General features: G+C 69.0%; 22 protein-coding genes and 1 tRNA gene. 15 read left to right on the top strand and 8 right to left on the bottom strand.

Features of this window, described 5'->3' with window-relative positions; translation table 11 throughout:
- Positions 1–16 precede the first annotated feature (16 nt).
- Positions 17–1,384, bottom strand: coding sequence for an FAD-linked oxidase C-terminal domain-containing protein (locus ABZ441_RS28600; protein WP_358979397.1), 1,368 nt, complete (start codon positions 1,382–1,384; stop codon positions 17–19).
- 97 nt (positions 1,385–1,481) lie between these two features.
- Between ABZ441_RS28600 and ABZ441_RS28595 the strand changes: the two genes are divergently transcribed.
- A complete protein-coding gene (locus tag ABZ441_RS28595) occupies positions 1,482–3,155 on the top strand; it encodes a tetratricopeptide repeat protein (protein WP_358979395.1) in 1,674 nt (557 codons plus the stop codon).
- A gap of 57 nt (positions 3,156–3,212) precedes the next feature.
- Here the strand turns inward: ABZ441_RS28595 and hppD are convergent, their stop codons facing one another.
- On the bottom strand, positions 3,213–4,358 hold the full coding sequence (gene hppD / locus ABZ441_RS28590) for a 4-hydroxyphenylpyruvate dioxygenase (protein WP_358979393.1): 1,146 nt from the start codon (positions 4,356–4,358) through the stop codon (positions 3,213–3,215).
- Positions 4,359–4,480: 122 nt separating this feature from the next.
- On the opposite strand from hppD, the gene ABZ441_RS28585 reads away from it, so the two are divergent.
- The 8 genes from ABZ441_RS28585 to ABZ441_RS28550 all read left to right on the top strand — a co-directional run bounded on the left by ABZ441_RS28585 (position 4,481) and on the right by ABZ441_RS28550 (position 11,028).
- On the top strand, positions 4,481–4,954 hold the full coding sequence (locus tag ABZ441_RS28585; protein ID WP_205020046.1) for an Lrp/AsnC family transcriptional regulator: 474 nt from the start codon (positions 4,481–4,483) through the stop codon (positions 4,952–4,954).
- A 16-nt stretch (positions 4,955–4,970) separates the two neighbouring features.
- A complete protein-coding gene (locus tag ABZ441_RS28580) occupies positions 4,971–5,618 on the top strand; it encodes an ABC transporter permease (RefSeq protein WP_358979390.1) in 648 nt (215 codons plus the stop codon).
- Positions 5,611–6,885: a betaine/proline/choline family ABC transporter ATP-binding protein gene (locus ABZ441_RS28575; RefSeq protein WP_358979388.1), complete on the top strand. Its 1,275-nt coding sequence runs from the start codon at positions 5,611–5,613 to the stop codon at positions 6,883–6,885. The genes ABZ441_RS28580 and ABZ441_RS28575 overlap by 8 nt, the downstream gene beginning before the upstream one ends.
- Positions 6,882–7,736: an ABC transporter permease gene (locus tag ABZ441_RS28570; RefSeq protein WP_358979385.1), complete on the top strand. Its 855-nt coding sequence runs from the start codon at positions 6,882–6,884 to the stop codon at positions 7,734–7,736. The genes ABZ441_RS28575 and ABZ441_RS28570 overlap by 4 nt, the downstream gene beginning before the upstream one ends.
- Positions 7,733–8,704 carry a glycine betaine ABC transporter substrate-binding protein gene (locus ABZ441_RS28565; RefSeq protein WP_358979383.1) on the top strand — a complete coding sequence of 324 codons (972 nt, stop codon included), beginning with the start codon at positions 7,733–7,735 and terminating at the stop codon, positions 8,702–8,704. The genes ABZ441_RS28570 and ABZ441_RS28565 overlap by 4 nt, the downstream gene beginning before the upstream one ends.
- A 155-nt stretch (positions 8,705–8,859) precedes the next feature.
- A complete protein-coding gene (locus ABZ441_RS28560; protein WP_358979381.1) occupies positions 8,860–9,477 on the top strand; it encodes a winged helix-turn-helix domain-containing protein in 618 nt (205 codons plus the stop codon).
- Between the two features lie 13 nt (positions 9,478–9,490).
- Positions 9,491–9,706 (top strand): hypothetical protein, encoded by a 216-nt coding sequence (locus ABZ441_RS28555; RefSeq protein WP_358979379.1) that lies wholly within the window; start codon positions 9,491–9,493, stop codon positions 9,704–9,706.
- Positions 9,707–9,708: 2 nt separating this feature from the next.
- Positions 9,709–11,028 carry an MFS transporter gene (locus tag ABZ441_RS28550; protein WP_358979377.1) on the top strand — a complete coding sequence of 440 codons (1,320 nt, stop codon included), beginning with the start codon at positions 9,709–9,711 and terminating at the stop codon, positions 11,026–11,028.
- Here the strand turns inward: ABZ441_RS28550 and ABZ441_RS28545 are convergent.
- Together ABZ441_RS28545 and ABZ441_RS28540 are read right to left on the bottom strand one after the other, a co-directional pair.
- Positions 10,958–11,746 carry a S16 family serine protease gene (locus tag ABZ441_RS28545; RefSeq protein WP_358979375.1) on the bottom strand — a complete coding sequence of 263 codons (789 nt, stop codon included), beginning with the start codon at positions 11,744–11,746 and terminating at the stop codon, positions 10,958–10,960. The two genes, ABZ441_RS28550 and ABZ441_RS28545, sit on opposite strands and share 71 nt — an antisense overlap.
- A 95-nt stretch (positions 11,747–11,841) precedes the next feature.
- A complete protein-coding gene (locus tag ABZ441_RS28540; protein ID WP_109881333.1) occupies positions 11,842–12,483 on the bottom strand; it encodes a helix-turn-helix domain-containing protein in 642 nt (213 codons plus the stop codon).
- Between the two features lie 675 nt (positions 12,484–13,158).
- Between ABZ441_RS28540 and ABZ441_RS28535 the strand changes: the two genes are divergently transcribed.
- From ABZ441_RS28535 to ABZ441_RS28525, 3 genes are read left to right on the top strand one after another with little or no spacing between them, the layout of a single operon-like run.
- On the top strand, positions 13,159–13,608 hold the full coding sequence (locus ABZ441_RS28535) for a hypothetical protein (protein WP_358979372.1): 450 nt from the start codon (positions 13,159–13,161) through the stop codon (positions 13,606–13,608).
- Positions 13,608–15,899, top strand: coding sequence for a DUF6571 family protein (locus ABZ441_RS28530; RefSeq protein ID WP_358979370.1), 2,292 nt, complete (start codon positions 13,608–13,610; stop codon positions 15,897–15,899). Before ABZ441_RS28535 ends, ABZ441_RS28530 begins: the two co-directional genes overlap by 1 nt.
- Before the next feature lie 52 nt (positions 15,900–15,951).
- Positions 15,952–16,593 carry a hypothetical protein gene (locus ABZ441_RS28525; RefSeq protein ID WP_358979368.1) on the top strand — a complete coding sequence of 214 codons (642 nt, stop codon included), beginning with the start codon at positions 15,952–15,954 and terminating at the stop codon, positions 16,591–16,593.
- A gap of 72 nt (positions 16,594–16,665) precedes the next feature.
- Here the strand turns inward: ABZ441_RS28525 and ABZ441_RS28520 are convergent, their stop codons facing one another.
- Both ABZ441_RS28520 and ABZ441_RS28515 read right to left on the bottom strand, forming a co-directional pair.
- Entirely contained in the window at positions 16,666–18,447 is a 1,782-nt protein-coding gene (locus ABZ441_RS28520; protein ID WP_358979366.1) for a DEAD/DEAH box helicase, read from the bottom strand.
- 240 nt (positions 18,448–18,687) lie between these two features.
- The gene (locus ABZ441_RS28515; protein WP_358979363.1) at positions 18,688–20,154 is read right to left on the bottom strand and encodes an MFS transporter; all 1,467 of its coding nucleotides are present in this window, start codon (positions 20,152–20,154) and stop codon (positions 18,688–18,690) included.
- A gap of 197 nt (positions 20,155–20,351) precedes the next feature.
- Here ABZ441_RS28515 and ABZ441_RS28510 point away from each other — a divergent pair.
- Together ABZ441_RS28510 and ABZ441_RS28505 are read left to right on the top strand one after the other, a co-directional pair.
- A tRNA-Cys gene (locus ABZ441_RS28510) sits at positions 20,352–20,426 on the top strand.
- 125 nt (positions 20,427–20,551) lie between these two features.
- Positions 20,552–21,112: a hypothetical protein gene (locus ABZ441_RS28505; protein WP_358979361.1), complete on the top strand. Its 561-nt coding sequence runs from the start codon at positions 20,552–20,554 to the stop codon at positions 21,110–21,112.
- A 125-nt stretch (positions 21,113–21,237) separates the two neighbouring features.
- Here ABZ441_RS28505 and ABZ441_RS28500 read toward each other — a convergent pair whose 3' ends face one another.
- Positions 21,238–21,486: a winged helix-turn-helix domain-containing protein gene (locus tag ABZ441_RS28500; RefSeq protein WP_358979359.1), complete on the bottom strand. Its 249-nt coding sequence runs from the start codon at positions 21,484–21,486 to the stop codon at positions 21,238–21,240.
- A 128-nt stretch (positions 21,487–21,614) separates the two neighbouring features.
- On the opposite strand from ABZ441_RS28500, the gene ABZ441_RS28495 reads away from it, so the two are divergent.
- Positions 21,615–21,911 (top strand): hypothetical protein, encoded by a 297-nt coding sequence (locus ABZ441_RS28495; protein ID WP_358979357.1) that lies wholly within the window; start codon positions 21,615–21,617, stop codon positions 21,909–21,911.
- Positions 21,912–21,932: 21 nt separating this feature from the next.
- Here the strand turns inward: ABZ441_RS28495 and mycP are convergent, their stop codons facing one another.
- Positions 21,933–23,168 carry a type VII secretion-associated serine protease mycosin gene (mycP, locus tag ABZ441_RS28490; RefSeq protein WP_358979355.1) on the bottom strand — a complete coding sequence of 412 codons (1,236 nt, stop codon included), beginning with the start codon at positions 23,166–23,168 and terminating at the stop codon, positions 21,933–21,935.
- Between the last annotated feature and the right edge of the window lie 630 nt (positions 23,169–23,798).

Raw genomic sequence — 23,798 nt, 5'->3', positions numbered from 1 at the left:
CGGCGGTGCGCGGGCGTCAGAACAGCTTGCCGGGGTTGAGCAGCCCGAGCGGGTCGAAGGCGGCCTTGATCCCGCGCTGCAACTCGAGTCCCACCTCGCCGAGTTCGCGGGCCAGCCATTCCTTCTTCAGCACGCCGACGCCGTGTTCGCCGGTGATGGTGCCGCCCAGTTCGAGGCCCAGCGCCATGATCTCGTCGAAGGACTCGCGAGCCCTGCGGGACTCGTCGGCGTCCGTGTGGTCGAAACAGACGACGGGGTGGGTGTTGCCGTCGCCCGCGTGGGCGCAGACACCGATGGTCAGCCCGAACTTCTCGGCGATCGCGGCGGTTCCCTCGATCATCGCGCCCAGCCGGGAGCGCGGCACGCACACGTCGTCGATCATCGTGGCCGACTTGACGGTCTCCAGGGCGGGAAGGGCCGTCCGGCGTGCCTGCAGCAGGAGTTCGGACTCGGCGGCGTCGTCGGCGGGCACGACCTCGGTGGCCCCGGACGCCTTGCAGAGTTCCCCGACGGCGGTGAGGTCGGCCGCCGGGTCGGGCGTGTCGAAGGCGCAGAGCAGCAGGGCCTCGGTGGACTCGGGCAGGCCCATGGAGGCCATCGCGTTGACGGCCCGCACGGTCGTCCGGTCCATCAGTTCGAGGAGTGACGGTGTGTGCCCTCGCTCCATGATCCGGCACACCGCGTCGCAGGCCGCTGCCGCGGAGGGGAATTCGGCGGCGAGCACGAGCTGCCGCGGTGGCATGGGCCGCAGCGCGAGGACGGCCTTGACGACGACACCGAGGCTGCCTTCCGAACCGACGAAGAGCCGGGTGAGGTCGTATCCGGCGACGCCCTTCGCGGTACGCCGCCCGGTGTTCAGCAGCCTCCCGTCGGCCAGGACGACTTCCAGGCCCAGGACGTATTCGGCGGTGACGCCGTACTTGACGCAGCACAGTCCGCCGGACGCGGTCCCGATGTTGCCGCCGATCGTGCACATCTCCCAGCTCGACGGGTCCGGCGGGTAGTACAGGCCCTGTTCGTTGACGGCGCGGGACAGCGTGGCGTTGACGACACCCGGTTCGACGACCGCGATCCGGTCGACCGGGCTGATCTCCAGGATCCGGTCCATCTTCACCAGGGAGAGCACGATGCAGCCGTCGGAGGCGTTGGCCGCACCCGAGAGCCCGGTCCTCGCACCCTGGGGGACGACGGGGACCCGCAGGGCGGTGGCGGTCCGCATGACGTGCTGGACCTCCTCGACGGTGCGCGGGAGCACCACGACGGCGGGAGCGCCGGCGTCGCAGAAGCTCGCCATGTCGTGGGCGTACGAGGCGGTGATGTCCGGGTCCGTGAGCAGTGCCTCGGCCGGAAGACCCGAGCGCAGTCGTTCGAGGAGTGCGTCCATGATCCAAGCGTGACACCCGGGGCCAATGGTGTGAACCCGTCTGCGTCAGCCTTCACGGAGCGCGATGTGATCGTCGTACTGACGCAGAGTGATGAGCATGGATGCCAAGCCGCAGCAGAACCCGGAGCCGCTCCCCTCCACCCTGCCGCCCCAGGGTGCGACGTCCGTCCCACCGCCTCCCGCGCCGATGCGCACGACGCTGCGCAGGGCGGCGTTCGGCGCGGTGGCCGGTGCCGTGCTCGTGGCCGGTGCGGTGATCGCCGTGCCGGACGGGGACGGCGCGGGTCGCCCGCAGGGGCCCGTGGCACGGGCCGAGGCCGCGGCCGCCGCGGGCTCCCCTGCGTCGCTGTCCGATCTGACGGCCCTCATCGGCGACCGGCAGAAGTGGGTGGAGACGCATCCCGCCGACGCCCCGTCCTGGGCGGTGCTCGGCTCGGCGTACGTGGAGTGGGGTCGCCGTTCCGCGGACGCGGCCTACTACACCCGGGCCGAACAGGCCCTCCAGCGCTCGCTGGCCGCGCAGCCGGGTGAGCGCGGGAACACGGCGGCGTGGGTGGGCCTCGGGACGCTCGCCAACGCCCGGAACGACTTCCTCGCCGCCAAGAAGTGGGGCGAGACCGTGCGGACACGGCAGCCGAAGGGCTGGACGGCGTACCCGGTGCTGATCGACGCCTACAACGGCCTCGGCGAGTACGCGGCGGCGGCCAGGGCGACGGAGAAGTTCGGCGCCCTGCGCAAGGGCGCGCCCGGCCTGGCCAGGACGTCGGACATGTACCGCAACCAGGGATGGCGCGAGGACGCCCTGGCCACCGCCCAGGAGGCGGCGGACCGCGCCGCCACGCCGGCCGAGAAGGCGGCGGCCCTGCACCGTCTGGGGGAACTCGCCGCGGAGCGCGGCGAGCCGGCGGAGGCTCTCGCGCAGTACGACGCGGCCCTGCGCACCGACCGCGGTCACCTCGCCTCCCTGGCGGGCCGGGCCCGCGCCCTGGCGGCCCTCGGCCGCACGGACGAGGCGCTGGCCGACTACCGGACGGTGACCACGAAGCTGCCCCGCCCCGAGTACGTGCTCGAACTGGGCGAGCTGTACGAGTCGCTGGACCTGGACGGCGACTCCCGCACCCAGTACGCGAAGCTCCGCGACCTCCTGACGCGGGCGGGGACGTCCGGGGTCGACGAGTCGCTGACCGAGGCCCGCTTCGAGGCCGACCACGGTGACCCCGAGGCCGCGGTGGAGCTGATGCGCACCGAGTGGGAGGCGCAGCGCCGCAGCTCCGCGGTGGCGGACACGCTGGCCTGGTCGCTGCACCGGGCGGGCCGGAGCGAGGAGGGCATGCAGTACGCCGAGAAGGCCGTGGAGTCCGGTGTGCGGAACGCCTCGTACGCCTATCACCTGGGAATGATCGAGAGTTCCCTCGGCCAGGACGGTCCGGCCCGCGGCCATCTTCAGGAGGCCCTCCGCACGAACCCGGGCTTCTCGCCGCTCGCCGCCCCTTCGGCGCAGGAGGCCCTGGACGCCCTGGGTGAGCCGGCGGCGGGCGGCCCGGAGTTCATGCAGCCGCCGGCTCCGGAGCCCTCCGCCGACGACGAGCCGGAGCCCTCCGACGAGCCGGAAGCCTCGCCGTCGCCGTCGACGGAGTCCGGGGCAAACGCCTCGCCGGAGCCCACGCAGGAGTCCTCGCGGACGGTCTCGCAGGCACCCGGGGAGCCCCGGGCCGGGCAGTCGGCGGCCCCGTCGCCGCAGGCGAGGCCCAGCGCCGGCCCCACTCCGTGACCGCGCACTGAAGGGGTCCTCCTCCCACCCGGGAGGAGGACCCCTTCAGTGTGGTGGCTACAGGTTGCCGCGCTTCTCCTGCTCGCGCTCGATCGCCTCGAACAGGGCCTTGAAGTTGCCCTTGCCGAAGCCCATCGAGCCGTGCCGCTCGATCATCTCGAAGAAGACGGTCGGGCGGTCCTGGACCGGCTTGGTGAAGATCTGCAGCAGGTAGCCGTCCTCGTCACGGTCGACGAGGATCTTCAGCTCACGCAGCGTCTCCACGGGCACGCGGGTCTCGCCCGCCCAGTCCCCCAGGGTGTCGTAGTACGAGTCCGGGGTGTCCAGGAACCGCACGCCGGCCGCACGCATCGCCTTCACGGAGGCGACGATGTCGTTCGTGGCGAGCGCGATGTGCTGGACGCCGGCGCCGCCGTAGAACTCCAGGTACTCGTCGATCTGCGACTTCTTCTTCGCGATCGCCGGCTCGTTGATGGGGAACTTCACCTTCAGCGTGCCGTCCGCGACGACCTTCGACATGAGGGCGGAGTACTCGGTGGCGATGTCGTCGCCGACGAACTCCTTCATGTTGGTGAAGCCCATGACCTTGTTGTAGAAGGTCACCCACTCGTTCATCCGGCCGAGCTCGACGTTGCCCACGCAGTGGTCGATGGCCTGGAAGGTCCTCTTGGCGGCCGGCTCGACGATCGGGTCCGCGGCCACGTATCCCGGGAGGTAGGGGCCGTCGTAGCCGGAGCGCTCGACCAGGGTGTGCCGGGTCTTCCCGTACGTGGCGATGGCGGCCAGGACGACCGTGCCGTGCTCGTCCTTGACCTCGTACGGCTCCGTGACGCCCGTCGCGCCGTGCTCGACGGCGTAGGCGTACGCCGCGCGGGCGTCGGGGACCTCGATGGCGAGGTCGACCACGCCGTCGCCGTGGGCGTGCACGTGGTCGGCGAGGAAGGTGCCCCACTCGGTGGACGCCTTGATGACGGAGGTGAGGACGAAGCGGGCGGAACCGTTGGTCAGGACGTAACTCGCGGTCTCGCGGCTGCCGTTCTCCGGTCCGGAGTAGGCGACGAGCTTCATGCCGAAGGCGGTCGAGTAGTAGTGCGCCGCCTGCTTGGCGTTGCCCACCGCGAAGACCACCGCGTCCATTCCCTTGACCGGGAAGGGATCGGCCTGCCGGGCGGTGTCGGGGGTGGTGTGCACAGTCTCAGTCATGTCCGAAGGTTCCCGCCGCTTCGCAAGGTGCGCAACAGTTCGCGCATCCGCTGGTCAATCTGTGCAGCCTGCCGCGAGGATGGGCGGGCTATCTGTACAGGCTGACCATCGGGAGGCGGATCATGGCGATCGATCATCTGGACGGCCGGCTCATCCTGCTGCTGGCCCGCGAGCCCCGCATCGGCGTACTCGAGGCGTCGCGGCGGCTCGGGGTCGCGCGCGGGACCGTGCAGGCCCGGCTGGACCGGCTTCAGTCGAATGGCGTCATCCGCGGGTTCGGCCCGGACGTGGACCCCGCCGCGCTGGGCTATCCCGTCACCGCATTCGCGACGCTGGAGATCAAGCAGGGACAAGGCGCCGACGTGCGGGCCCACTTGAGTGGCGTACCGGAAGTCCTCGAACTGCACACGACGACCGGGCACGGGGACATGTTCTGCCGGCTCGTCGCCCGCTCGAACGCCGACCTCCAGCGGGTGATCGACCGCGTGGTCGGCTTTGATGGCATCGTCCGGGCCTCCACGGCGATCGTCATGGAAAACCCGGTGCCGCTGCGTATTATCCCGCTGGTTGAGCAGGCTGCAGAGGACACCGACTGAGCCTACGGAGCAACATGTGAACTTCTGGGAGTATGTGGGCACCCGCCACCAGCAACTGCTCACCGACACGTATCAGCACGCCAGCGCCGTCTTCCAGTGCATGGTCATCGCCACGCTCCTCGGCGTACTGATCGGTGTCGTCAGCTATCGGAGCAGCTGGGGCGGCTCCCTTGCCGTCACGTCCACCTCGGCGATCCTCACCATCCCTTCGCTCGCCGCGATCGGTCTGCTGATCCCGCTGGTGGGACTCGGGGTCCCGCCCACCGTGATCATCCTGACGCTGTACGGGCTCCTGCCCGTCGTCCGCAACTGCATCGTCGGGCTGCGCGGGGTCGACCCGTCCCTCGTCGACGCGGCCAAGGGCATCGGGATGTCCCGGATGCGGCGGCTCGTCAAGGTGGAACTGCCCCTCGCGTGGCCCCCCATCCTCACCGGTATCCGGGTCTCCACCCAGATGCTGATGGGGATCGCCGCCATTGCCGCCTACGCCTCGGGCCCCGGACTCGGTAACGAGATCTTCGGTGGCCTCGCCTCACTGGGAAGCGCAAACGCCATCAACAAGGTCCTCGCCGGCACGATCGGCATCGTCATCCTCGCCCTGCTCTTCGACGCCGCCTACGTGCTCCTCGGACGGCTGACCATCCCTAGGGGGATCCGTGCCTGAGACCGTCACCGGGTCGACGGATTCGTCGGCCCCGGCCCGCCCCGCCTCCACCTCGGGCGCCACCATCCAGCTGGAGAACCTCAGCAAGTCCTACCCCGGCAGCCCCACCCCGGCCGTGGACGAGGTGTCCATGGACATCAAGGCCGGCGAGACCGTGATCCTCGTGGGCCCCTCGGGCTGCGGGAAGTCCACCACCCTCAAGATGATCAACCGCCTGATCGAGCCGACGTCCGGGCGGATCAGGATCAACGACGAGGACGTCACCGACATGGACCCGGTGAAGCTCCGCCGCAAGATCGGCTACGCCATCCAGTCCTCCGGTCTCTTCCCGCACATGACGGTCGCGGAGAACATCGCCCTCGTACCGAAGATGACCGGCTGGTCGAAGTCCGGGGTGAAGGACCGGGTCGAGGAGATGCTCGACCTGGTCGGGCTGGACCCCCGCGAGTTCCACGGGCGTTACCCCCGCCAGCTCTCCGGCGGCCAGCAGCAGCGCGTGGGGGTGGCGCGGGCCCTGGCCGCGGACCCGCCGGTGCTGCTGATGGACGAGCCGTTCGGGGCGGTCGACCCGATCACGCGCGACCACCTCCAGGACGAGCTGATCCGGCTCCAGCACGAGCTGCACAAGACGATCGTCTTCGTCACCCACGACTTCGACGAGGCCATCAAGCTGGGCGACCGGATCGCGGTGCTCCGGGAGCGTTCGCACATCGCGCAGTTCGACACCCCCGAGGCCATCCTCACCAACCCGACGGACGACTTCGTCTCCGGGTTCGTGGGCGCGGGCGCCGCGCTGAAGCGGCTCAACCTGACCCGTGTGCGGGACGTGGGGATCGCCGATTTCCCCACGGTGACGGTCGAGGACCCGCTCCAGTCGATCTTCAACAAGCTGCGGGACGGCCAGCACAACGAGCTGCTGATGCTGGACCGCCGCAACCGCCCCTACAAGTGGCTGCGGCGCGGCGACCTGATGCGGGCCAAGGGTTCGCTCGCCAGGGCCGGACAGTTGGTGCACGACACCGTGACCCGCGACGCGACACTGCACGACGCCCTGGAGGCGGTGCTGACCGACAGCGGCGGGCGGGTCGCCGTCACGGGGCGGCGCGGTGAGTTCATCGGCGTCGTCGACATGCACACCCTGATGAACTCCGTCCAGGAACTCCTGGAGGCGGACCGGCTCGCCGCGATGGAGCACGAGCACGACCTCGAAGAGCTGCGCGTCCACCGGACGGAGCAGGAGCAGGAGGGCGGTGGCAGCGGGCTATGACCCCCAGTCATCAGGCTCCCCCCAAGGGAGCGCGACCGCCCGGAGAGCACGACGTGGGCGGGCATGCATTCCGTGACGAGGAGGCGGAGCCCTCCGCGCCGACGTCGGGTCCGGCGCGCCGGATCACCTGGCAGAAACTCGTCCTGGTGCCGGCCGTCCTCGCGGTCGTCCTGGTCGCGACCTATCTGTGGATCTCCCACGTCGAACTCGACTCGATCGCGAAGAACTCGCTGGCCGGGGACATCGTCGAAGTCCGCTGGTGGCAGCACGTGAGACTGACCGCGATCTCCACCTTCTGGGTGCTGATCATCGCCATTCCGCTCGGCATCGCGATGACCCGGCGCGGACTGAAGAGGGCCGCCCCCGGGGTGACGGCCCTGGCGAACATCGGGCAGGCCACACCCGCCATCGGGCTGCTGGCCCTGCTGGTGATCTGGCTGGGCATCGGACCGTCGACCGCGATCATCGGAATGGTGATCTACGCGGTGCTGCCGGTGTTCTCCAACACCGTGGCGGGGCTGAACGCCATCGAGCCGACCCTCGTCGAGGCCTCCCGGGGCATCGGCATGTCGGCGATGGGCACCCTCACCAAGGTGGAACTGCCGCTCGCGGTCCCGCTGATCCTGGCGGGTGTGCGCACGGCCCTGGTGCTCAACGTGGGCACGGCGACCCTCGCGACCTTCGGGGGCGGCGGCGGACTCGGCGACCTGATCACCTCGGGAATCCAGACGCAGCGCATGCCCGTGCTGATCCTCGGATCCGTACTGACCGTTGTGCTGGCACTGCTCGTGGACTGGCTGGCCTCGCTGGTCGAACTGTGGCTGACGCCGCGCGGACTGGAGGAAGCGTGAGGGTACGTACGGGCCTGGCATCGGCGGCCGCGCTCGCCCTCCTGCTCACGGGGTGCGGGCTGAAGAGCGGATCGCCGCTGGTGGACGAGGTGGAACCGGGATCGATCGGAAAGGGGCAGCCGCTCAAGGGCGCTTCCCTGACGGTGACCTCGAAGAACTTCAGCGAGAACATCATCCTCGGCCACGTGATGGGCCTGGTGTTCAAGGCGGCCGGCGCCGAGGTACTGGACCGCACGAACCTGCCGGGGTCGATCAGCGCCCGCGAAGCGGTCGCCCAGGGCGAGGCCGACGCGCTGTACGACTACACGGGCACGGCGTGGATCACCTATCTCGGCCACGCCGAACCGATCGTCGACCCGCAGAAGCAGTGGAAGGCGGTCCGCGACGAGGACCTGGGCAACGGGGTGACCTGGCTTCCGCCGGCCACCCTCGACAACACGTACGCCCTGGCGATCAGCAAGAAGAACAACGCCAAGTACCACCTGAAGACGCTGTCGGACGTGGCCGCGCTCGCCAAGAAGGACCCCAAGGCCGTGACGGTCTGCGTGGAGAACGAGTTCGCCTCGCGCGACGACGGGCTGCCGGGCATGCAGAAGAAGTACGGGATGAATCTGCCTGCCTCGAACATCCAGAAGATGGACGCCGGAATCATCTACACACAGGTCTCGGATTCCAACTCCTGCCTGCTGGGTGAGGTGTACACCACCGACGGCCGGATCAAGGCCATGAACCTGGACGTCATGGAGGACGACAAGCAGTTCTTCCCCAACTACAACGCGGCACCCGCCGTCCACACGGCGACCCTCGACAAATATCCCGAGATCGCCGAACTGCTGGCCCCGGTCACCGAGAAGCTGACGACGCAGCTCGCGCAGGAGCTGAATTCCAAGGTGGACGTCGACGGCGAGGACCCGCACGAGGTGGCGAAGGACTGGCTGGTGGAGGAAGGATTCATCAAGGAGGGCTGAGCGGGAGCACCGCAGCCCTTCCGACGCCGGGGCCTCTGCCGCAACTCGCGGTGGAGGCACCGGCGTCGGTGTGTGCGGCCGGGCTGTCAATCTTGCAAAGAACTCCATGCAAAGAACATGTTGCAAAGCAGTCTTTGCAACTTTAGAGTCGTGTCATGTCGCCGAACGAGCCCGAAGGCCCGCCCACCCGGTACGCGGACGATCCGCGGATCCACCACATCGACGCCCACAGCCTGCGCGGGCTCGCACACCCCCTGCGCATGCGGCTCCTGAACGCGCTGCGGGAGTTCGGCCCCGCCACCGCCTCCGGTCTCGCCGGCCGGCTCGGCGAGTCCAGCGGGGCCACCAGCTACCACCTCCGCCAGCTCGCGGCATACGGCTTCGTCGAGGACGACCCGGAACGCGGGAAGGGTCGTGAGCGGTGGTGGAGGGCGACTCACTCGGGGACCGTGTTCGGGCCCTCCACGGACTTCATGCGCCATGCGGACCCGGAGGTGCGCGGCGCCATCGGGGTCGTCCTCCACGAGCTCGCGACCACGCACGCCCAGGAGCTGAACACCTGGCTCGGGACGATGCGCGAATGGCCCGAGGAGTGGCTGCGCAGCTGGGACGTCAGCGACTTCAAGGTGCGCCTCACCCCCGAACTCTCCCTGGAGCTCGCGGAGAAGATCCACGACCTGGTGAACAGCTACCGGGGTCGCGTCCCCGACGACACCGAGGGTTCGGCGGTCGTCCGCACCCATCTGCACATCTTCCCGCGTCCCACCGACTAGAGGGGATCACCTCATGCACAGCGACAACCATCATCTGCTCCACGCCTGCCGTGCCGCCGCGTTCCGCCATGAAGCGGCGGAGTTCGCCCTCGCCCGCACCGCATCGCGCCGCCGCACGGGCTGGATGACGACCGAGCTGCGCCGGCGCGCAGGCTGGACGATGATCGAGCTGGGCATGCGGCTGGCACAGACCGGGCCGACCCCCGTCGGCGCTGCGCGAACGGCCTGACGGTGGACGAAGGGAGACCGCCGGCGCGGCGCACTCCGCTCGCGGCCGTTCTGGCGGCCAACTCGATTTCCACCGCGGGCACGTCACTGACCCTCATCGGCGTACCGTGGTTCGTCCTGGAGACCACGGGGAGCGCGGGGCGGGCCGGTGTGGTCGCTTTCTGCGCGACCCTGCCCATCGTCGTCGCCGCCCTGGTCGGCGGCCCCCTCATCGACCGGCTGGGTCGGCGGCGCGTCGCTGTCGCCTCGGACGCGGTCTGCGGAGCGACCGTCGCCGCCATTCCCCTGCTGCAGTACGCGGGCGCGCTCGAGTTCTGGATGCTGTGCGCGCTGATGGCGCTGAACGGGCTGGCTCACACCCCCGGCAACACCGCGCGCTACGTCCTGGTCCCGGACCTCGCCGAGCACGCAGGCACCACCCTCGCCCGCGCCGCCAGCCTGTTCGACGCGGTGTCACGCGGCGCGCGCATGGTCGGCGCCGCGCTGGCGGGCGTACTGATCGCCGTCGTCGGCGCGGAGACCGTGCTCCTGCTGGACGCCGCCACCTTCGCACTGTCCGCCCTGCTGGTGGCGGCAGGCGTACGCGGGATCCGCGCGGCCGAGCCACGCAAGGCCGCGGCCCCGGTCTCACTGCGCAGTTACCGCGCCGAACTGAAGGAGGGCTACGCCTACTTGCTGGGAAACCGGCTGCTGCTCGCGGTCGTCGTCATGGTGATGTTCATGAACGGCACGGACCAGGGCTGGAACGCCGTCCTGCTCCCCGTGCACGCCGAGGGCGAGCTGGGCGGATCCAAGGATCTCGGCCTTCTCACCGCACTGTTCGGCGCGGGCGGACTGACGGGCGCACTGCTGTACGGCTCCGTGGGTCACCGCTTCTCACGTCGGACGGTGTTCGCGGTGTGCGTGGTGCTGTGCGGCGCACCGAGGTTCGTGGTCGCCGCACTGACCGGTACGACGCTGCCGCTCGCGGTCACGATGGCGCTGGGCGGAATCGCCGGCGGCATGCTCAACCCGATCCTGACGACGGTGACGTACGAACGCGTCCCCGAGGAGCTGCGCAGCAGGGTGTCGGGGGCGCTCACCGCAGGCTGCGAGCTCGCCATGCCCGTGGGCGGGCTGGCCGCGGGCCTGCTGGCCGAGGGCCTGGGCGCGACGGGGGCACTGCTGGCGATGGGCGGCGTGTACTTCCTGGCCACGCTGAGTCCGCTGGTCTTCCCCGCGTGGCGCGAGATGGAGGGACCGGCGCCGCAGGTCAGCAGCTCGGGATCCTGCCACCCTGGTCCAGGGCCCGCAGCGAGGACACCGCACTCGTCAGTGTCGTGACGGGGATCAGCCGCAGGCCGTCGGGCCGCTCGGCCTGCGCCTGCTTGCACTCGGCCTTCGGGACGAGGAAGACGGTGGCACCGTCGCGACGGGCGGCCTGCGTCTTGAGGGACACCCCTCCGACGGCGCCGACGGCACCGTCGGCCTCGATCGTCCCCGTGCCGGCGACAGTGCGACCACCGGTCAGATCGCCGCCGGAACCGTTGCCGGCCAGCTTGTCGATGATGCCGAGGGAGAAGAAGAGGCCCGCGCTGGGACCCCCGACATCGGCGAGGTGAAGGGTGATGTCCACCGAACCGGGCTTCTTGTCCAGGTAGTTCAGGGCCGCGTCGACGGCGACGTTCTGCGACTTCTCCATGTCCTGGAGGTTGTGCTGTTCGATCTCCTTCTCGGAGCCACCGGTCGGATAGACGGAGTCGCGCGGCATGACCGCGCGGTCCGTCCTGAACCAGCTGTCCACCACGTCCCCGAGGCCGACGTCGGCCGTGGGCCCGGTCGCGAGGATCGTCGTCATCCGCAGTTCACCGTCTGTGGTGCGGGTGGGCGTGCCCTTGATGGTGATGACCGGCTTCCCCTGGCTGTCCCCCAGGACGTCGGCGGTGGTGCCGGGCTGCGCCACGGTGAACGGCAGCGGCGCGAAGGCCGCCGTGCCGAACAGTCCGAGGACGGGCAGCGCGCAGAGGGCGAGAGCGCGGGGACGGGAGAGACGAATGGCCACCCGCCCAATCTATCCGCCGCCCGGCGCCGGGGCCGACCGCCCCGGCTCCGGATCCGACCGCCCCGGCGCCACGGGGCCACAGGTGCGGTCGGGGCCTAACGGAGCGCGTCGGCGACCTCACGGGCCGCGTCGAGGACCCGCGGACCGACCCGCTCCGGCACGGCGTCCGCGAGCATCACCACGCCCACACTGCCCTCCACTCCCGACACACCGACCAGCGGTGCCGCAGCCCCGCAGGCACCGGCTTCGAGCTCACCCTGGGTGAGGGTGTAGCCGGGATGGTCGACCGTCTTCTGCCGGGCGGTGAGGATCGCCCGGCCCGCCGCGCCCCTGTCCAGGGAGTGGCGGAAACCGGCCCGGTAGGCCACGTGGTAGTCGGTCCAGGTCGGCTCCACCACGGCGACCGCGAGCGCGTCCGAACCGTCGACGAGCGTGAGGTGGGCGGTGGCCCCTATGTCCTCGGCCAGGGATCGCAGTGCGGGCAGTGCCGCCTCCCTGACCAGCGGGTGCACCTGGCGACCCAGGCGCAGTACGCCCAGACCCACTCTGGCCCGGCCGCCCAGGTCACGCCGGACGAGCGCGTGCTGTTCCAGGGTGGCGAGCAGTCGGTAGACCACGGTGCGGTTGACGCCGAGCTTGTTCGACAACTCGGTGACGGTCAGGCCGTGATCGGTATCGGCGAGCAGTTTGAGGACACGCAGTCCCCGGTCGAGCGTCTGCGAAGTCTCCGCGGTCACGACGCCCTCTCCCTCGTGGTGAGCGGGGCGGTTGTCTCCGGGATACCGACGCCGGTCCCGCGGCGACGCACCGAGAGGCCGCCGACTGGCCATGGCACCGGCTGCGCTCCGCGGCCACACTGCCACGGGGCGTTCATTGTTTCCGGGAGATTAGCGAGCGGGTCCGCTCAGCGGAAGACCTCGTCCAGAATCCGGTCTCCCTCCGGGACGGCCCGGCATAACCGCCGGTCAGAGGCGGACCGTCCGGAACGCGAACATCTACGCGCGTCCAGGTCGGGTGACGCGGCGACGACGCTGCGTGCATCAGGCGTGAACGATTGTTAACGAACCGTAAAATAAAAAGCCGAAAATTCACCCCCGCCACAGCGCCCGCCGCACGCTCGCGCGCCCCCACGCGTCAGGGCGCGCGCCCCTCCGGGGCCGGAGGAGGGCCAGGCCCGACGCACGACAGTCGGACTTCACGCGCCGTGACGTAAGCCCCTGGGGATTCGCGCACCCCACCCCCTTTCGCTCCCGGTGTTGCGGTTTTTCCATACACCGCCTTCGATTGATCATGCCAATCCATGGTCAACTCTTACGGCAACTGCCGGACCCGATTGGTAGGTTGAGTTGCCACTTGCCCGCAACAAGAGGGGCACAGGAAATTATCGACCACTACGGGGAGGGTTACCGCCAATGGCGTGGGACGAATGGGAGCAGCTGAAATCCGAGGCCGCGGAGAGGGGTTCTGCACAGATGCAGTTGAACCAGCTGCCGCCCGAAGCGGGCGGAGGGCCGCCACCCCAAGGTGATCTGAAGGTCAACCAGCAGGACCTGGCCGCGATCGGCAATTCCGCGTACAGGCTGTACGGCGACCTGGAGAAGGCCGGTGACCACGCCCGCACCTCCACCCAGAAGGCCGCCGGAAGCCTGAAGACGGATACGTTCGCCCTGGGTGGGGCCCTCGATCATGTGGCCTCTCGCTGGATCGACCAGGTCAGGTCCCTGATGGACGCCTGCGCCCACATCTCCAACCACCTCGACTACACCAAGGGCGCCCACGCCGGCGACGAGGTCTACATCGCCACGGTGGTCAGCAACATCGACACCCTGGACAAGGGCTTCGACGAAAGGTCCGGCAGCTGATGGATCTCGACTCCTTGCGCTTCGCGAACTTCTCCGACCTGGACGCCGCGATCACTGACTGGGAACAGATGGTCGCCAAGCTCAAGGTTCTCCAGGGCGACGCGAAGGACGACCTCAAAGCCAAGGCAAAAAAGGCGAACTGGGCCGGCGAAAACGCAACAGTCACCCGCGCTTTCGTGGACATGACGGCAGGTGAGTTCGCCGATGCCCACACCCAGGCTGAAACGATCAAGAGAATCGTCTCAGACACCCGTGGCGAACTGGTCGCTTGTCGCACACAGCTGAACGCGGCCATCGAACGCGGCCTGAAGAGCAGCCTCATTGTGCGTGACACAGGCGAGGGCTCCTTCACCGTGAGTGCCCGCCCCGATCCGGCGGCGAAGGCCGGCACGGCACCGGAGCCCACCCAGCAGGACGTCGATGTGTTCCGGAACGAAATCCAGAACATCATGAAGAAGGCCACGGAGAGCGACACCTCCGCGGCGAAGGTCCTCACGCTCCTGGTCGACCAGGCCAAGCACGGCTTCTCGGATGCCAGCTACGCGGACCGGGACTCGGCTGCCAAGGCTGTGGCGGAGGCGGAGAAGCTCGCCAAGATCCTCAAGAAGGACCCGCACGACGTCACGCTGACCGAGCTGAACACCGTCAATACCACCCTGGCCACCTACAAGAACGACCCGCTCTTCGCCGAGCGCTTCGCCACCCAGGTGGAACCGAAGAAGCTCCTCGAGTTCTACGCAGGAGTTGCCGACCCGTACCAGGGCATGGGGAGGGACCCCAAGTTCTACGAACAAGCGAAGAAGCTCCAGAAGAACCTCGGCATCACGCTGGGCACGGCCACGCTCTCCGACAGCGCCAAGATGCAGGGCTGGGAGGAGAAGATGGTGAAGCTGGGCCCGGACCGGCTCGGCATCGACGACGCTAACGACCCCACGGGCTTCGGCGTCATGAGCAACCTCATGCGGTTCGGCGACTACGACGACCAGTTCCTCAACTCCTACGGCGACAAGCTCATCGCGTACGACAAGGAACGCAACGTCGAGGACATGAGCCCCTGGGTCAACAACTGGAACCAGGGCGACCTCAACTTCTGGGACAAGAACGACCGGGGCCGCGACCCGATGACGGGCTTCATGCAAGCCCTGGGCCACAACCCCGACGCCTCCACCCAGTTCTTCGCCCAGCCCGGCAGCGGAGAGGACCCGGTCGACAAGGCCGGTGAGGTCAACGAGCACCTCAAGTACCTGACCCAGGACCGCATCTGGCTCGCGGACCCGACGCTCGACGGCGACAGCAAGTTCAACGCCGGCAAGGACGCTCTGGGCCACGCGCTGGAGTCCGCCACCACCGGTTACGCGTACGACTCCGACCCGATGACCGGCAAGGACCCCCTGCACCCCGGCAGCGGGGACCACCGCACGGCGGCGACGGCAGGGGTCATGGAGCAGGTGGCATACCTGTACGGGAGCGAGAAGGGCCCCGAGATGCTGCACAAGCAGTCGGAGCTCGCGGACAGCCTGGGCAAGATGGGCGCGGCGTACATCGACGACATCGACTACAGCCTGTCGGGGCTTGGCGACTCGGCGACGGACGCCGAAGCGTTCCCCCCGAAGTATGCCGGGCGGGCGAACTTCACCGATCAGGGCGCCATCAATTTCCTCAGCGTGCTGGGACAGAACGAGACGTCCCACGGTGTGGTCACGGCGGCACAGCACCTGTACACGCTCAGCGCGATGGACGCCTTCCCTGCGACCGATGCGGCGAGCATGGACCACGCGCACGATGCGATGACCACGGGTGCCGAAGCGCGCGGCATTCTGGACCAGGCACGCGTGCAGCAGGCAGAAACGACATACACGGCCGACTCCGAAGAGGCCAACAAGTCCTTGGCACGATCGGGGGACTGGATCGGTCTGGGCGCCGGCATCGTGGTGGGAGGAGGCATCGCCGCCCTACCCGTTCCCGGCACCGCTGTCGCGGGCGTGGCGATCGCGCCGCTGGTCACCGACACCGTCGGTGAGGCCGTCAACACCTTTATCGGGCACGAGATCGACAAGGGTGTCGACGGGGCGGAGGAGGACCCGACGGAGAAGGCGCAGACCACGAGCAGCGAGTTCTACCGGCAGGGAACCGCCCAACTCGGCGATTCGTACCAGACATATCTCGACCAGAATCCGAAACAAGCCGACGCCATCAACCGTGCGCAGTGGAAACAGGATATCGAAGGCGGCTATCTCGGCACCGGAACAATTCAGGGCGACTATCGCGGGCGTCCCGCCTACAAGGACTGACCGGCCAACCGGAGGATCGAAGAACAGGAGTCCGATGAGGAAAAGGCTACTCATGGCTGCATCCGGAGCACTGTTGCTGGCCGCCGGTGGCACTGCGTGCGGCAACGACGGCGACGGCGTGGAGAAGCCGGATGTGCTGTCCGCGTCCCAGGTCTGCGACGGGACACTGGACAAGACGGCGGCGACAGCCCTGGAAAGTCTGGGCGGCACGGAGCGGTTCAACGAGTTCCAGGGGACCGACAAGTCTGTGGCCCTGCGCCCTTTCTCCCTGGAGCTCGCGGCGAAGACTCTTCGTGCCAAGCCGACCGAGAAGAACACGTGCGTCATCTACAAGGCCGACGGGAGTGACTTCCCGCTGCTCGACATCAGCTTTTCTGCGTGGCACAGCCACCCCGACCTTGCTCAAGAGAACAAGGCGAGCGACTCGGGTGAAATGTTCTTTCCTTTGGGCCTGTTCGCCACGGCGAGTGGTGACCAGGGCACCTCGCTCTACTTCGCGTGCCCCACGGAAGGATCCGACGGCAAGAAGCCCTATGTCAAAGCGGACATGTATTCCGCCCGGGGCCAGGTCAACCCCGACGGAAAGGGACGCATGACCATCCTCAACGCCGTATCCCGCGCCGTGGCGGAGGAACTCGGCTGCGCCTCACGGGCGCAACTCCCCGCCGAAGTGCCCGACGCTCTGCCCCGATGACACCGCGGCCCCGGCGCGGAGGCGGATCACGCCGCTCCCGTGCCGGGGCCTGCCGGGTTCGTCCGGCCGGGCTCACCGCATCCGGGTGGCCCACTCCTGGACCTTCTTGATCCGGTCCTGGATCTGCCCCGCAGTCGCCTCCGCGCTGGGAGGGCCGCCGCACACCCTCCGCAGTTCGGTGTGGATCACCCCGTGCGGCTTGCCGCTCTGGTGCGTGTACGCCGACACCATCGTGTTGAGCTGCTTTCGGAGCTCCAGCAGCTTCTTGTGCGTGACCACCGGCCGCTCCTCCGCGGCCTTCTCCAGGAGGTCGGCCTCCGCGGCCGGCTTCTGGCGGCTGTGCGCGATCTGCCGGGTCTGCCGCTTCTGGAGCAGGAGCTGCACCTGGTCGGGTTCGAGGAGGCCGGGGATCCCCAGGTAGTCCTGCTCCTCCTCGCTCCCCGGGTGCGCCTGCATGCCGAACTCGGCACCGTCGTAGAGCACCCGGTCGAAGACCGCGTCGGACTCCAGCGCCTCGAAGGGCAGCTGGTCCTCGGTCTCCTCGTCCTCGAGCTTCTCCGCGTCGGAGAGGAGCTGGTCCTCCTCGGCGAAGGGGTTCTCCTCGTCGCTGCCCTTCTTGGGCTTGTCGAGCACGTGGTCGCGCTCGACCTCCATCTCGTTCGCGAAGTCGAGCAGCATCGGGATGGTCGGCACAAAGACGGAGGCCGTCTCGCCCCGGCGCCGCGACCGTACGAAACGTCCGACGGCCTGGGCGAAGAAGAGCGGCGTCGAGATGGTCGTCGCGTACACGCCCACCGCGAGCCGGGGCACGTCGACGCCCTCCGACACCATCCGGACCGCGACCATCCAGCGCGACCCGTCCTGGCTGAACTTGTCGATGTTCTTGGACGCGGCCTTCTCGTCGGAGAGGACCACCGTCGGCTTCTCACCGGTGACCGACTTGAGGATCTTGGCGTACGCCCGCGCCGACTCCTGGTCCGTGGCGATGACGAGCCCGCCGGCGTCCGGGATGCCCTTGCGGACCTCGGTCAGCCGCTTGTCGGCAGCTGACAGCACGTTGGGGATCCAGTCACCGGTGGGCGACAGCGCGGTGCGCCAGGCCTGCCCGATGGCGTCCTTGGTCATCGGCTCGCCGAGCCGGGCCGCGATCTCGTCCCCGGCCTTGGTGCGCCAGCGCATGTTGCCGCTGTAGCTGAGGAAGATCACGGGGCGGACGACGCCGTCGGCGAGCGCGTTGCCGTAGCCGTACGTGTAGTCGGCGGAGGAGCGGCGGATGCCGTCGTTGCCCTCCTCGTACGCGACGAAGGGGATCGGGTTGGTGTCGGACCGGAACGGCGTACCGGTGAGCGCGAGGCGTCGCGTCGCCGGGTCGAACGCCTCCTGGCATGCCTCGCCCCAGGACTTCGAGTCACCGGCGTGGTGGATCTCGTCGAGGATCACGAGGGTCTTGCGCTGCTCGCACCGGTTGCGGTGCAGCATGGGCCGCACGCCGACACCGGCGTACGTGATCGCGACCCCGTGGTACTCCTTGCTCACAGGGCCGGCGCTGTACTCGGGGTCGAGCTTGATGCCTATGCGGGCGGCTGCCTCCGCCCACTGCTTCTTGAGGTGCTCGGTGGGCGCCACGACGGTGATCTGCTGCACCACGTGGTGGTGCAGCAGCCATGAGGCGAGGGTCAGCGCGAAGGTGGTCTTCCCGGCGCCGGGCGTCGCGACGGCGAGGAAGTCGCGCGGCTGGTCCTGGATGTATCTCTCCATCGCACCCTGCTGCCAGGCGCGCAGCTTCCCGGCGGTCCCCCAGGGGGCGCGGCCGGGAAAGGCGGGTGAGAGGTGGTGGGAGGCGGTAGTAGTCACGGTCTCCGGTTCGGGGCACTCGGGTACGTGGGGCGCTGTCCGAACGGGCCGGAAGCAGCCCGAACGCGATACGACAACCGGGCCACCCTACCGGCGGGCGGGACGGAACCCCGTACGAATCCGCCGTGCCTCGGCACTCCTGAGACCCGCTTCACAGGAGGCAGTCACTGCGCGAACCCGGGCAACCGCTCCGCGATCTTGGTCATGTCCAGCGCACCTCGGCACACCGCCCACGCGGTGCTACACGTCCGTCCGTACCCGCGTGGCCACCCACACGCCCACCAGCGCGACCGCCGCCATCGGCAGGAAGACCACGGTGAACGCACCCGGATGTGCCGCAACCGCGCCACTGCCCACAGCCCCGTGGGCCGCCGCGCCCACCGCGCCGCCGCCGAGCGCGGCGAACGCCGCACCACCCGCGGCGAGCAGCAGCGCGTTGGACAGCCCGTCCGAGATCTGGAGCGCGGCCGAGTTCGCCCCCGCCTCCTGTGGTGCCGACAGCTTCAGCAGCAGCACGCTCGTCGAGGCGATCACCATGCCCATGCCGAAGCAGCCGACGCCCCAGACCACGGCCAGGGTCCACACCGGTACCGCCTCGATCAGCACACTCGGGGCGGCGACGATCGACAGGGTCACGAGCACCATGCCCGCCGTCATCAGCGCACCCCGGTGCGGCTCCAGCCGGGGCCGGGCCAGTACGTACGATCCGAGCGCCCAGGTCAGCCCGCCGGCGGCCAGGGAGAGGCCGGCCATCGTCGGGGACAGCCCGCGCTGGGTCACGAGCATCAGCGGGACGAAGGACTCGGCGACGATGAACGAGCCGGCCGATATCCCCCGCAGCAGGATCACCGCGGGCAGCCCCCGCGCGGCCCGTACGGTCCCGGGGGGCAGCAGGCCGCGCACGGCGGGGACGAGCAGCGCGGCACCGGCCAGCGCCGGGACCAGCGAGAGCCACCGCAGCTCCTGCCCGGCGTACTGGAGCAGCCCGGCACCCGCCGAGATCCCGAGCGCGAGCCGGATGCGACGCCCGTCGAACGGCTCGGCCGCCGCCCGCGCGTCCGCCGGCCCGCCCGCCATCCGCCGGATCGCGGGCAGCGCGAGGCCCAGCGGCATGAGGATGAGGACCGGGATGCCGACGAAGACCCAGCGCCACCCGAGGTGTTCCGTCACGGTCCCCGAGGCAAGTGGCCCGACGACGGACGGGACGATCCAGGCCGCCGAGAACGCCGCCATGATGCTCGGCCGGATCCGCTCCGGGTAGGCCCGCCCGATGACCACGTACAACGCCACGATCACGAGCCCGCCGCCGATGCCCTGGACGGCCCGCCCCAGGATGAACGTCCACATGTTCCCTGCGGTCCCGGAGAGCAGCAGCCCCACCCCGAACGCCCCGATCCCCGTGGCGAGCGGCGCGAGCGGCCCGCGCCGGTCGGCCCACTGCCCGGAGAGCACCATGGCGAAGAGGCTGGTGGTGAAGTACGCGGAGAAGGCGAACGCGTAGAGCGGGATGCCGTGCAGCTCCCTGGCCGCGACCGGCATCGCGGTGCCGACGGCGGTGGCCTCGAAGGCGATGAGCAGGACGACGGACACGATGCCGATGCTGAGCGCCCGGTGGGTCCGCCCGAGGACGCCTTCCGCCGGTTCGACGGCGGTGGTCTCGACGAGGTCGGCGGTGACCTCGGCGTCACGGGGTTCCAGGGCAGTCATGAGCCCCAGCGTAAGGGTCGTCGCAACGGGTGACCCCTGTCGGTGGGCGGTATCGAGCCGGTCCCTTGGTCGTAGGACCACGGCGCGCGCGAATCGTGAACGTGAACGCGGCATGGCAGTCGCGTTGCGGCGTGCCCGCAACCCTTGAGCCCGGCCGCGCCGGGCCCGTACGGTCGACCGCAGATCAAGAAACGCACGGCCGTGTGCCCGAGTGGTTCAGGGGCTCGACTGCAACTCGAGTTACACCGGTTCGAATCCGGTCACGGCCTCCACCACGGCGCCGGCGCGGAACACCCGCCCGGCGCCGCCCCGTTGCCTGCGACCCAAGGCGCCAGCGTAGGATCTGGCCCCTTGTCCGGGCACGGGCCCGAGGACCGGGATCTCGAGGAGCGCGCGCATGGCAGTCGCCATCTTCGTATTCGTCATAGCCGCAGCGTTTCTTGTCGTCGCGCTGGTCGGCCCGTACCGGCTGTACTGGCGGGCCCGGCCGCACGCGGCGCGGCAGCCGTCGGACGCGGCGCTCGCGGTGGGGCGGGTCGCCGCGTTCGGAGTCGCCGGGATCTTCGCCTTCGGGGGTTGCCAGGTCCAGACCGCTATCGACAAGGGTGCCTGGAGCGCGAGCGAGATACGAGCGGCCGCCGAGGAAGCGGCCGACTCCATGGCCGCCGACACGCAGATCCGCCGTGATCCGACGGCTGGTTATACCTCGCTGATCAAGGCGGACATCATGAGGGCGGGCGAAGGCCAGGGGCCCTTGTACCGCGTCTCCGTGGAGCGGGCCGGAGACGGGCAGGACTACGAGATATCCGGGGGCGGCAGCGCCACCACCGTCTGCATGCACGTGACGGAGGAGGAGTCCGCGGAAGGCGGAGTCTTCGTCCCGGGAGCGGACGGGGGTAGCGGCAGCTCCATTCCCGAGTACGACGTGACCGCCACCGTCGATGAGGGCGCCTGCTGACGCAGCCGCCTGGGACGCGACGCGCTTGGGGTCGGGTTGCGGGCGCGGCATGGCGGCCCACGGTCCGCGCGAATGTCCCGGCGTCCAAGCGCCGCATACACGCCGAGCCCGGACCTACGCGACCTTCAGGGCGCAGGCTCCGACTTGTCGGCGACGAACGAGCCCAGCCCGACTTCGGTACGGATTAGCCCCTCCCGCTTGAGGTGCGTCAGCGCCTTCTGCGCCGTCGAGGCAGCGATGCCGAACTCCGTCGACAGCTCAACGACGCTCGGAACTTTCCCGCCTACGGAATAACCACCCTCCTTGATCCGTGCAGCGATCACCGCTGACACCTGGGCCCACAGGGGGCGGGTGCGATCAAGGTCTTCACTCATGCTGGTGACGCTAGACAGCTGCGGTAGACCGCGCGACCGCAGTAGACTGCGGTAGACCGAGGTAGCAGGTTCCCCGCAAGGGCGTGACGGCCCGGGGAGATGGCATCCACCTACTGAGGAGCTATGACGTGACCCAGACCAGTCGCCCGCGACTGCTGCCCTGGTGCGGGGCGGACGGACAACCGGCCCTCCTTGTCACCGACGGCGCGCATAGCCACCTTTCACGCCTGACGGACAGCATCGAAGCTACGCAACTCGACACGGGAAGGGAGGTCCTCCGTCTCTCCCGCACCATGATCCGAAGCCTCGAACGCCCCACGGCGGATGAGCTGTTCTACGTAAGTCAGCGGCTCGCGGAGTGCTTGACCGATGCCCTCCGCGTCGCCGACAGTCGCGGCCTCAGGCTTTCCGGGTACGAAGCCTGACGGGCTGTCGCCCTTGCGGATTCAGACGGTGGGACCTTGACCTGGAGGGCCGCTGTACGGTGCACCGGATCCGGAAGCACCGGGAGGGGGCCCGTACGACGGGTACGGGGGCTGCGGTTGCTGCTGATAGCCGTGCGGCGGCTGGTACGGGTGCGAGACAGCGCGGGTGGCGCTTCGACGGCGGGAGCGGATGACCATGACTGCCACTGCAGCGCCGATGAGGGCCGCCGCACCGATGCTCAGGCCGATCCACAGCGTCATGTTGCCGCTGCCGTCGGAGGTCGGCGCCGCGCCAGCCGGCTTGTCGCTCTCCTCGGAACCGCCCGCGGCCCCGGACGGCTTCGCGGAGGGCGCCGGGGACTCGGCCGCCGCAAGGTCAGGAAGCGGGTACTCATCGGCAGGTCCGGGGTCGCCCGGGGTCTTCAACGCGATCCGGGGACGGACGATGCCGTACCCGATATCGTCCGCACGCTCCTCACCGGTCGTCGGTCCACCAGCCGTGTTCAGTAAAACCCGAAGGACCTGGTTGTTGGTCCAGTCCGGGTACTTGGACCAGATGAGCGCGGCGGATGCGGAGGCCAGGGCTGTTGCGTCACTCGTACCGTGAGACTTACACAAGCCCGTTTCGCTCGGACAGGCGTGAATGATGTCCTCACCCGGCGCGGAAAGATCTACATAAGGGCCGAACTGCGACTCGTCCGTCTTTTTGAGATTCTGACCGATTGCCCCTACACCCACCACTCCCGGTGTCGCAGCTGGATACTTGACCCCATTGGCGTTCTCTGCGTCGTTTCCGACACCCGCAAAGATGAGAGACCCCCTACCGAGGGCGTACTCAACGGAGTCGGTCAGCTCTTGCGAATCCTCGCTTGCCGCCAACGAGATGTTGATGACCTTCGCACCTTGGTCTACGGCATAGCGAATCGCGGCAGATACTTTGACATTGAACTGCTTATTGTCTGCCGCAAGATTTGCCGCCTTGTCAGGGACTCTGACAGGCAAAATCTTCACCCCGGGGGCCAGCCCGAACGCGCCATCTCCGCTACGGCTATCACCAGTTCCCGCGATCAGAGCTGCCATGCCCGTGCCGTGACCGTCGTAGTCGGAGCGCTCATCACCCGACTCTCCCGACGCGAAGTCCCTTCCCTTGAGGACCTGCCCTTGGAGATCAGGGTTTGACGCATCAACCCCTGAGTCGATCACAGCAACGGTGACACCCGCTCCTGTACTGCTCCGCCACATCTCCTCGGCCTTCATCGCTGTGAGATGCCACTGATCCGAGCGGACCGACTCCGCCTGAGCAGTCCCTGCCGTAGCAGCCACCAACAGTGTTCCAAGCGCCGCCGAAAAGAGGGCACTTGTCCAGCCCCTGTGCACACTGCTGACAAGCATTCGCGCCCCTATGCGAAGTCGTTCCATCATTCGATAACGGGCGGCGCTGCGCGACGTCCACTCTGCTTCCAGGTCTCTTCATCTTCGATCAAGTAGTCCGGACGCTCACCGCCCTGATCGCGGCGGGGGTCTCCAGGCCGACGGCTTGACGGTCCCCGCAATCCACCTGTCGCCTGTCCAGTAGCACGCCCGTTTTCGTTGCCCCGAACGAGGCAGGTGCCACCAGAGGTGTGAAGGGACGTTCACCTGAACGCTCCGAGCGCCCTGGCTCCCGGAGCCCGTTGCCTCCGAGAACTCGGAGCGCGTGGCCACCCCGCGATCCGCGCCTTCGCCCTCTGCAGCTACCTTGCCGCCAGCTGGCCCCCATGTCTGGGCGTCATCGATGCCACCAGACCGCTCAGGCACGATCGCCCCCGGCGGCGGCGGGAACGCCGGCTTCTCCAGGCCGTCCAGCTGCGAGGCCGACAACGCGTACGACTGCGCCAGCTTCCGCAT

It is taken from the genome of Streptomyces sp. NPDC005752 (genome assembly GCF_040630715.1).
Lineage (GTDB): Bacteria > Actinomycetota > Actinomycetes > Streptomycetales > Streptomycetaceae > Streptomyces.
Note: the sequence above shows the minus strand (reverse complement) of the source record. Positions and strands in the feature narration are given on the sequence as shown.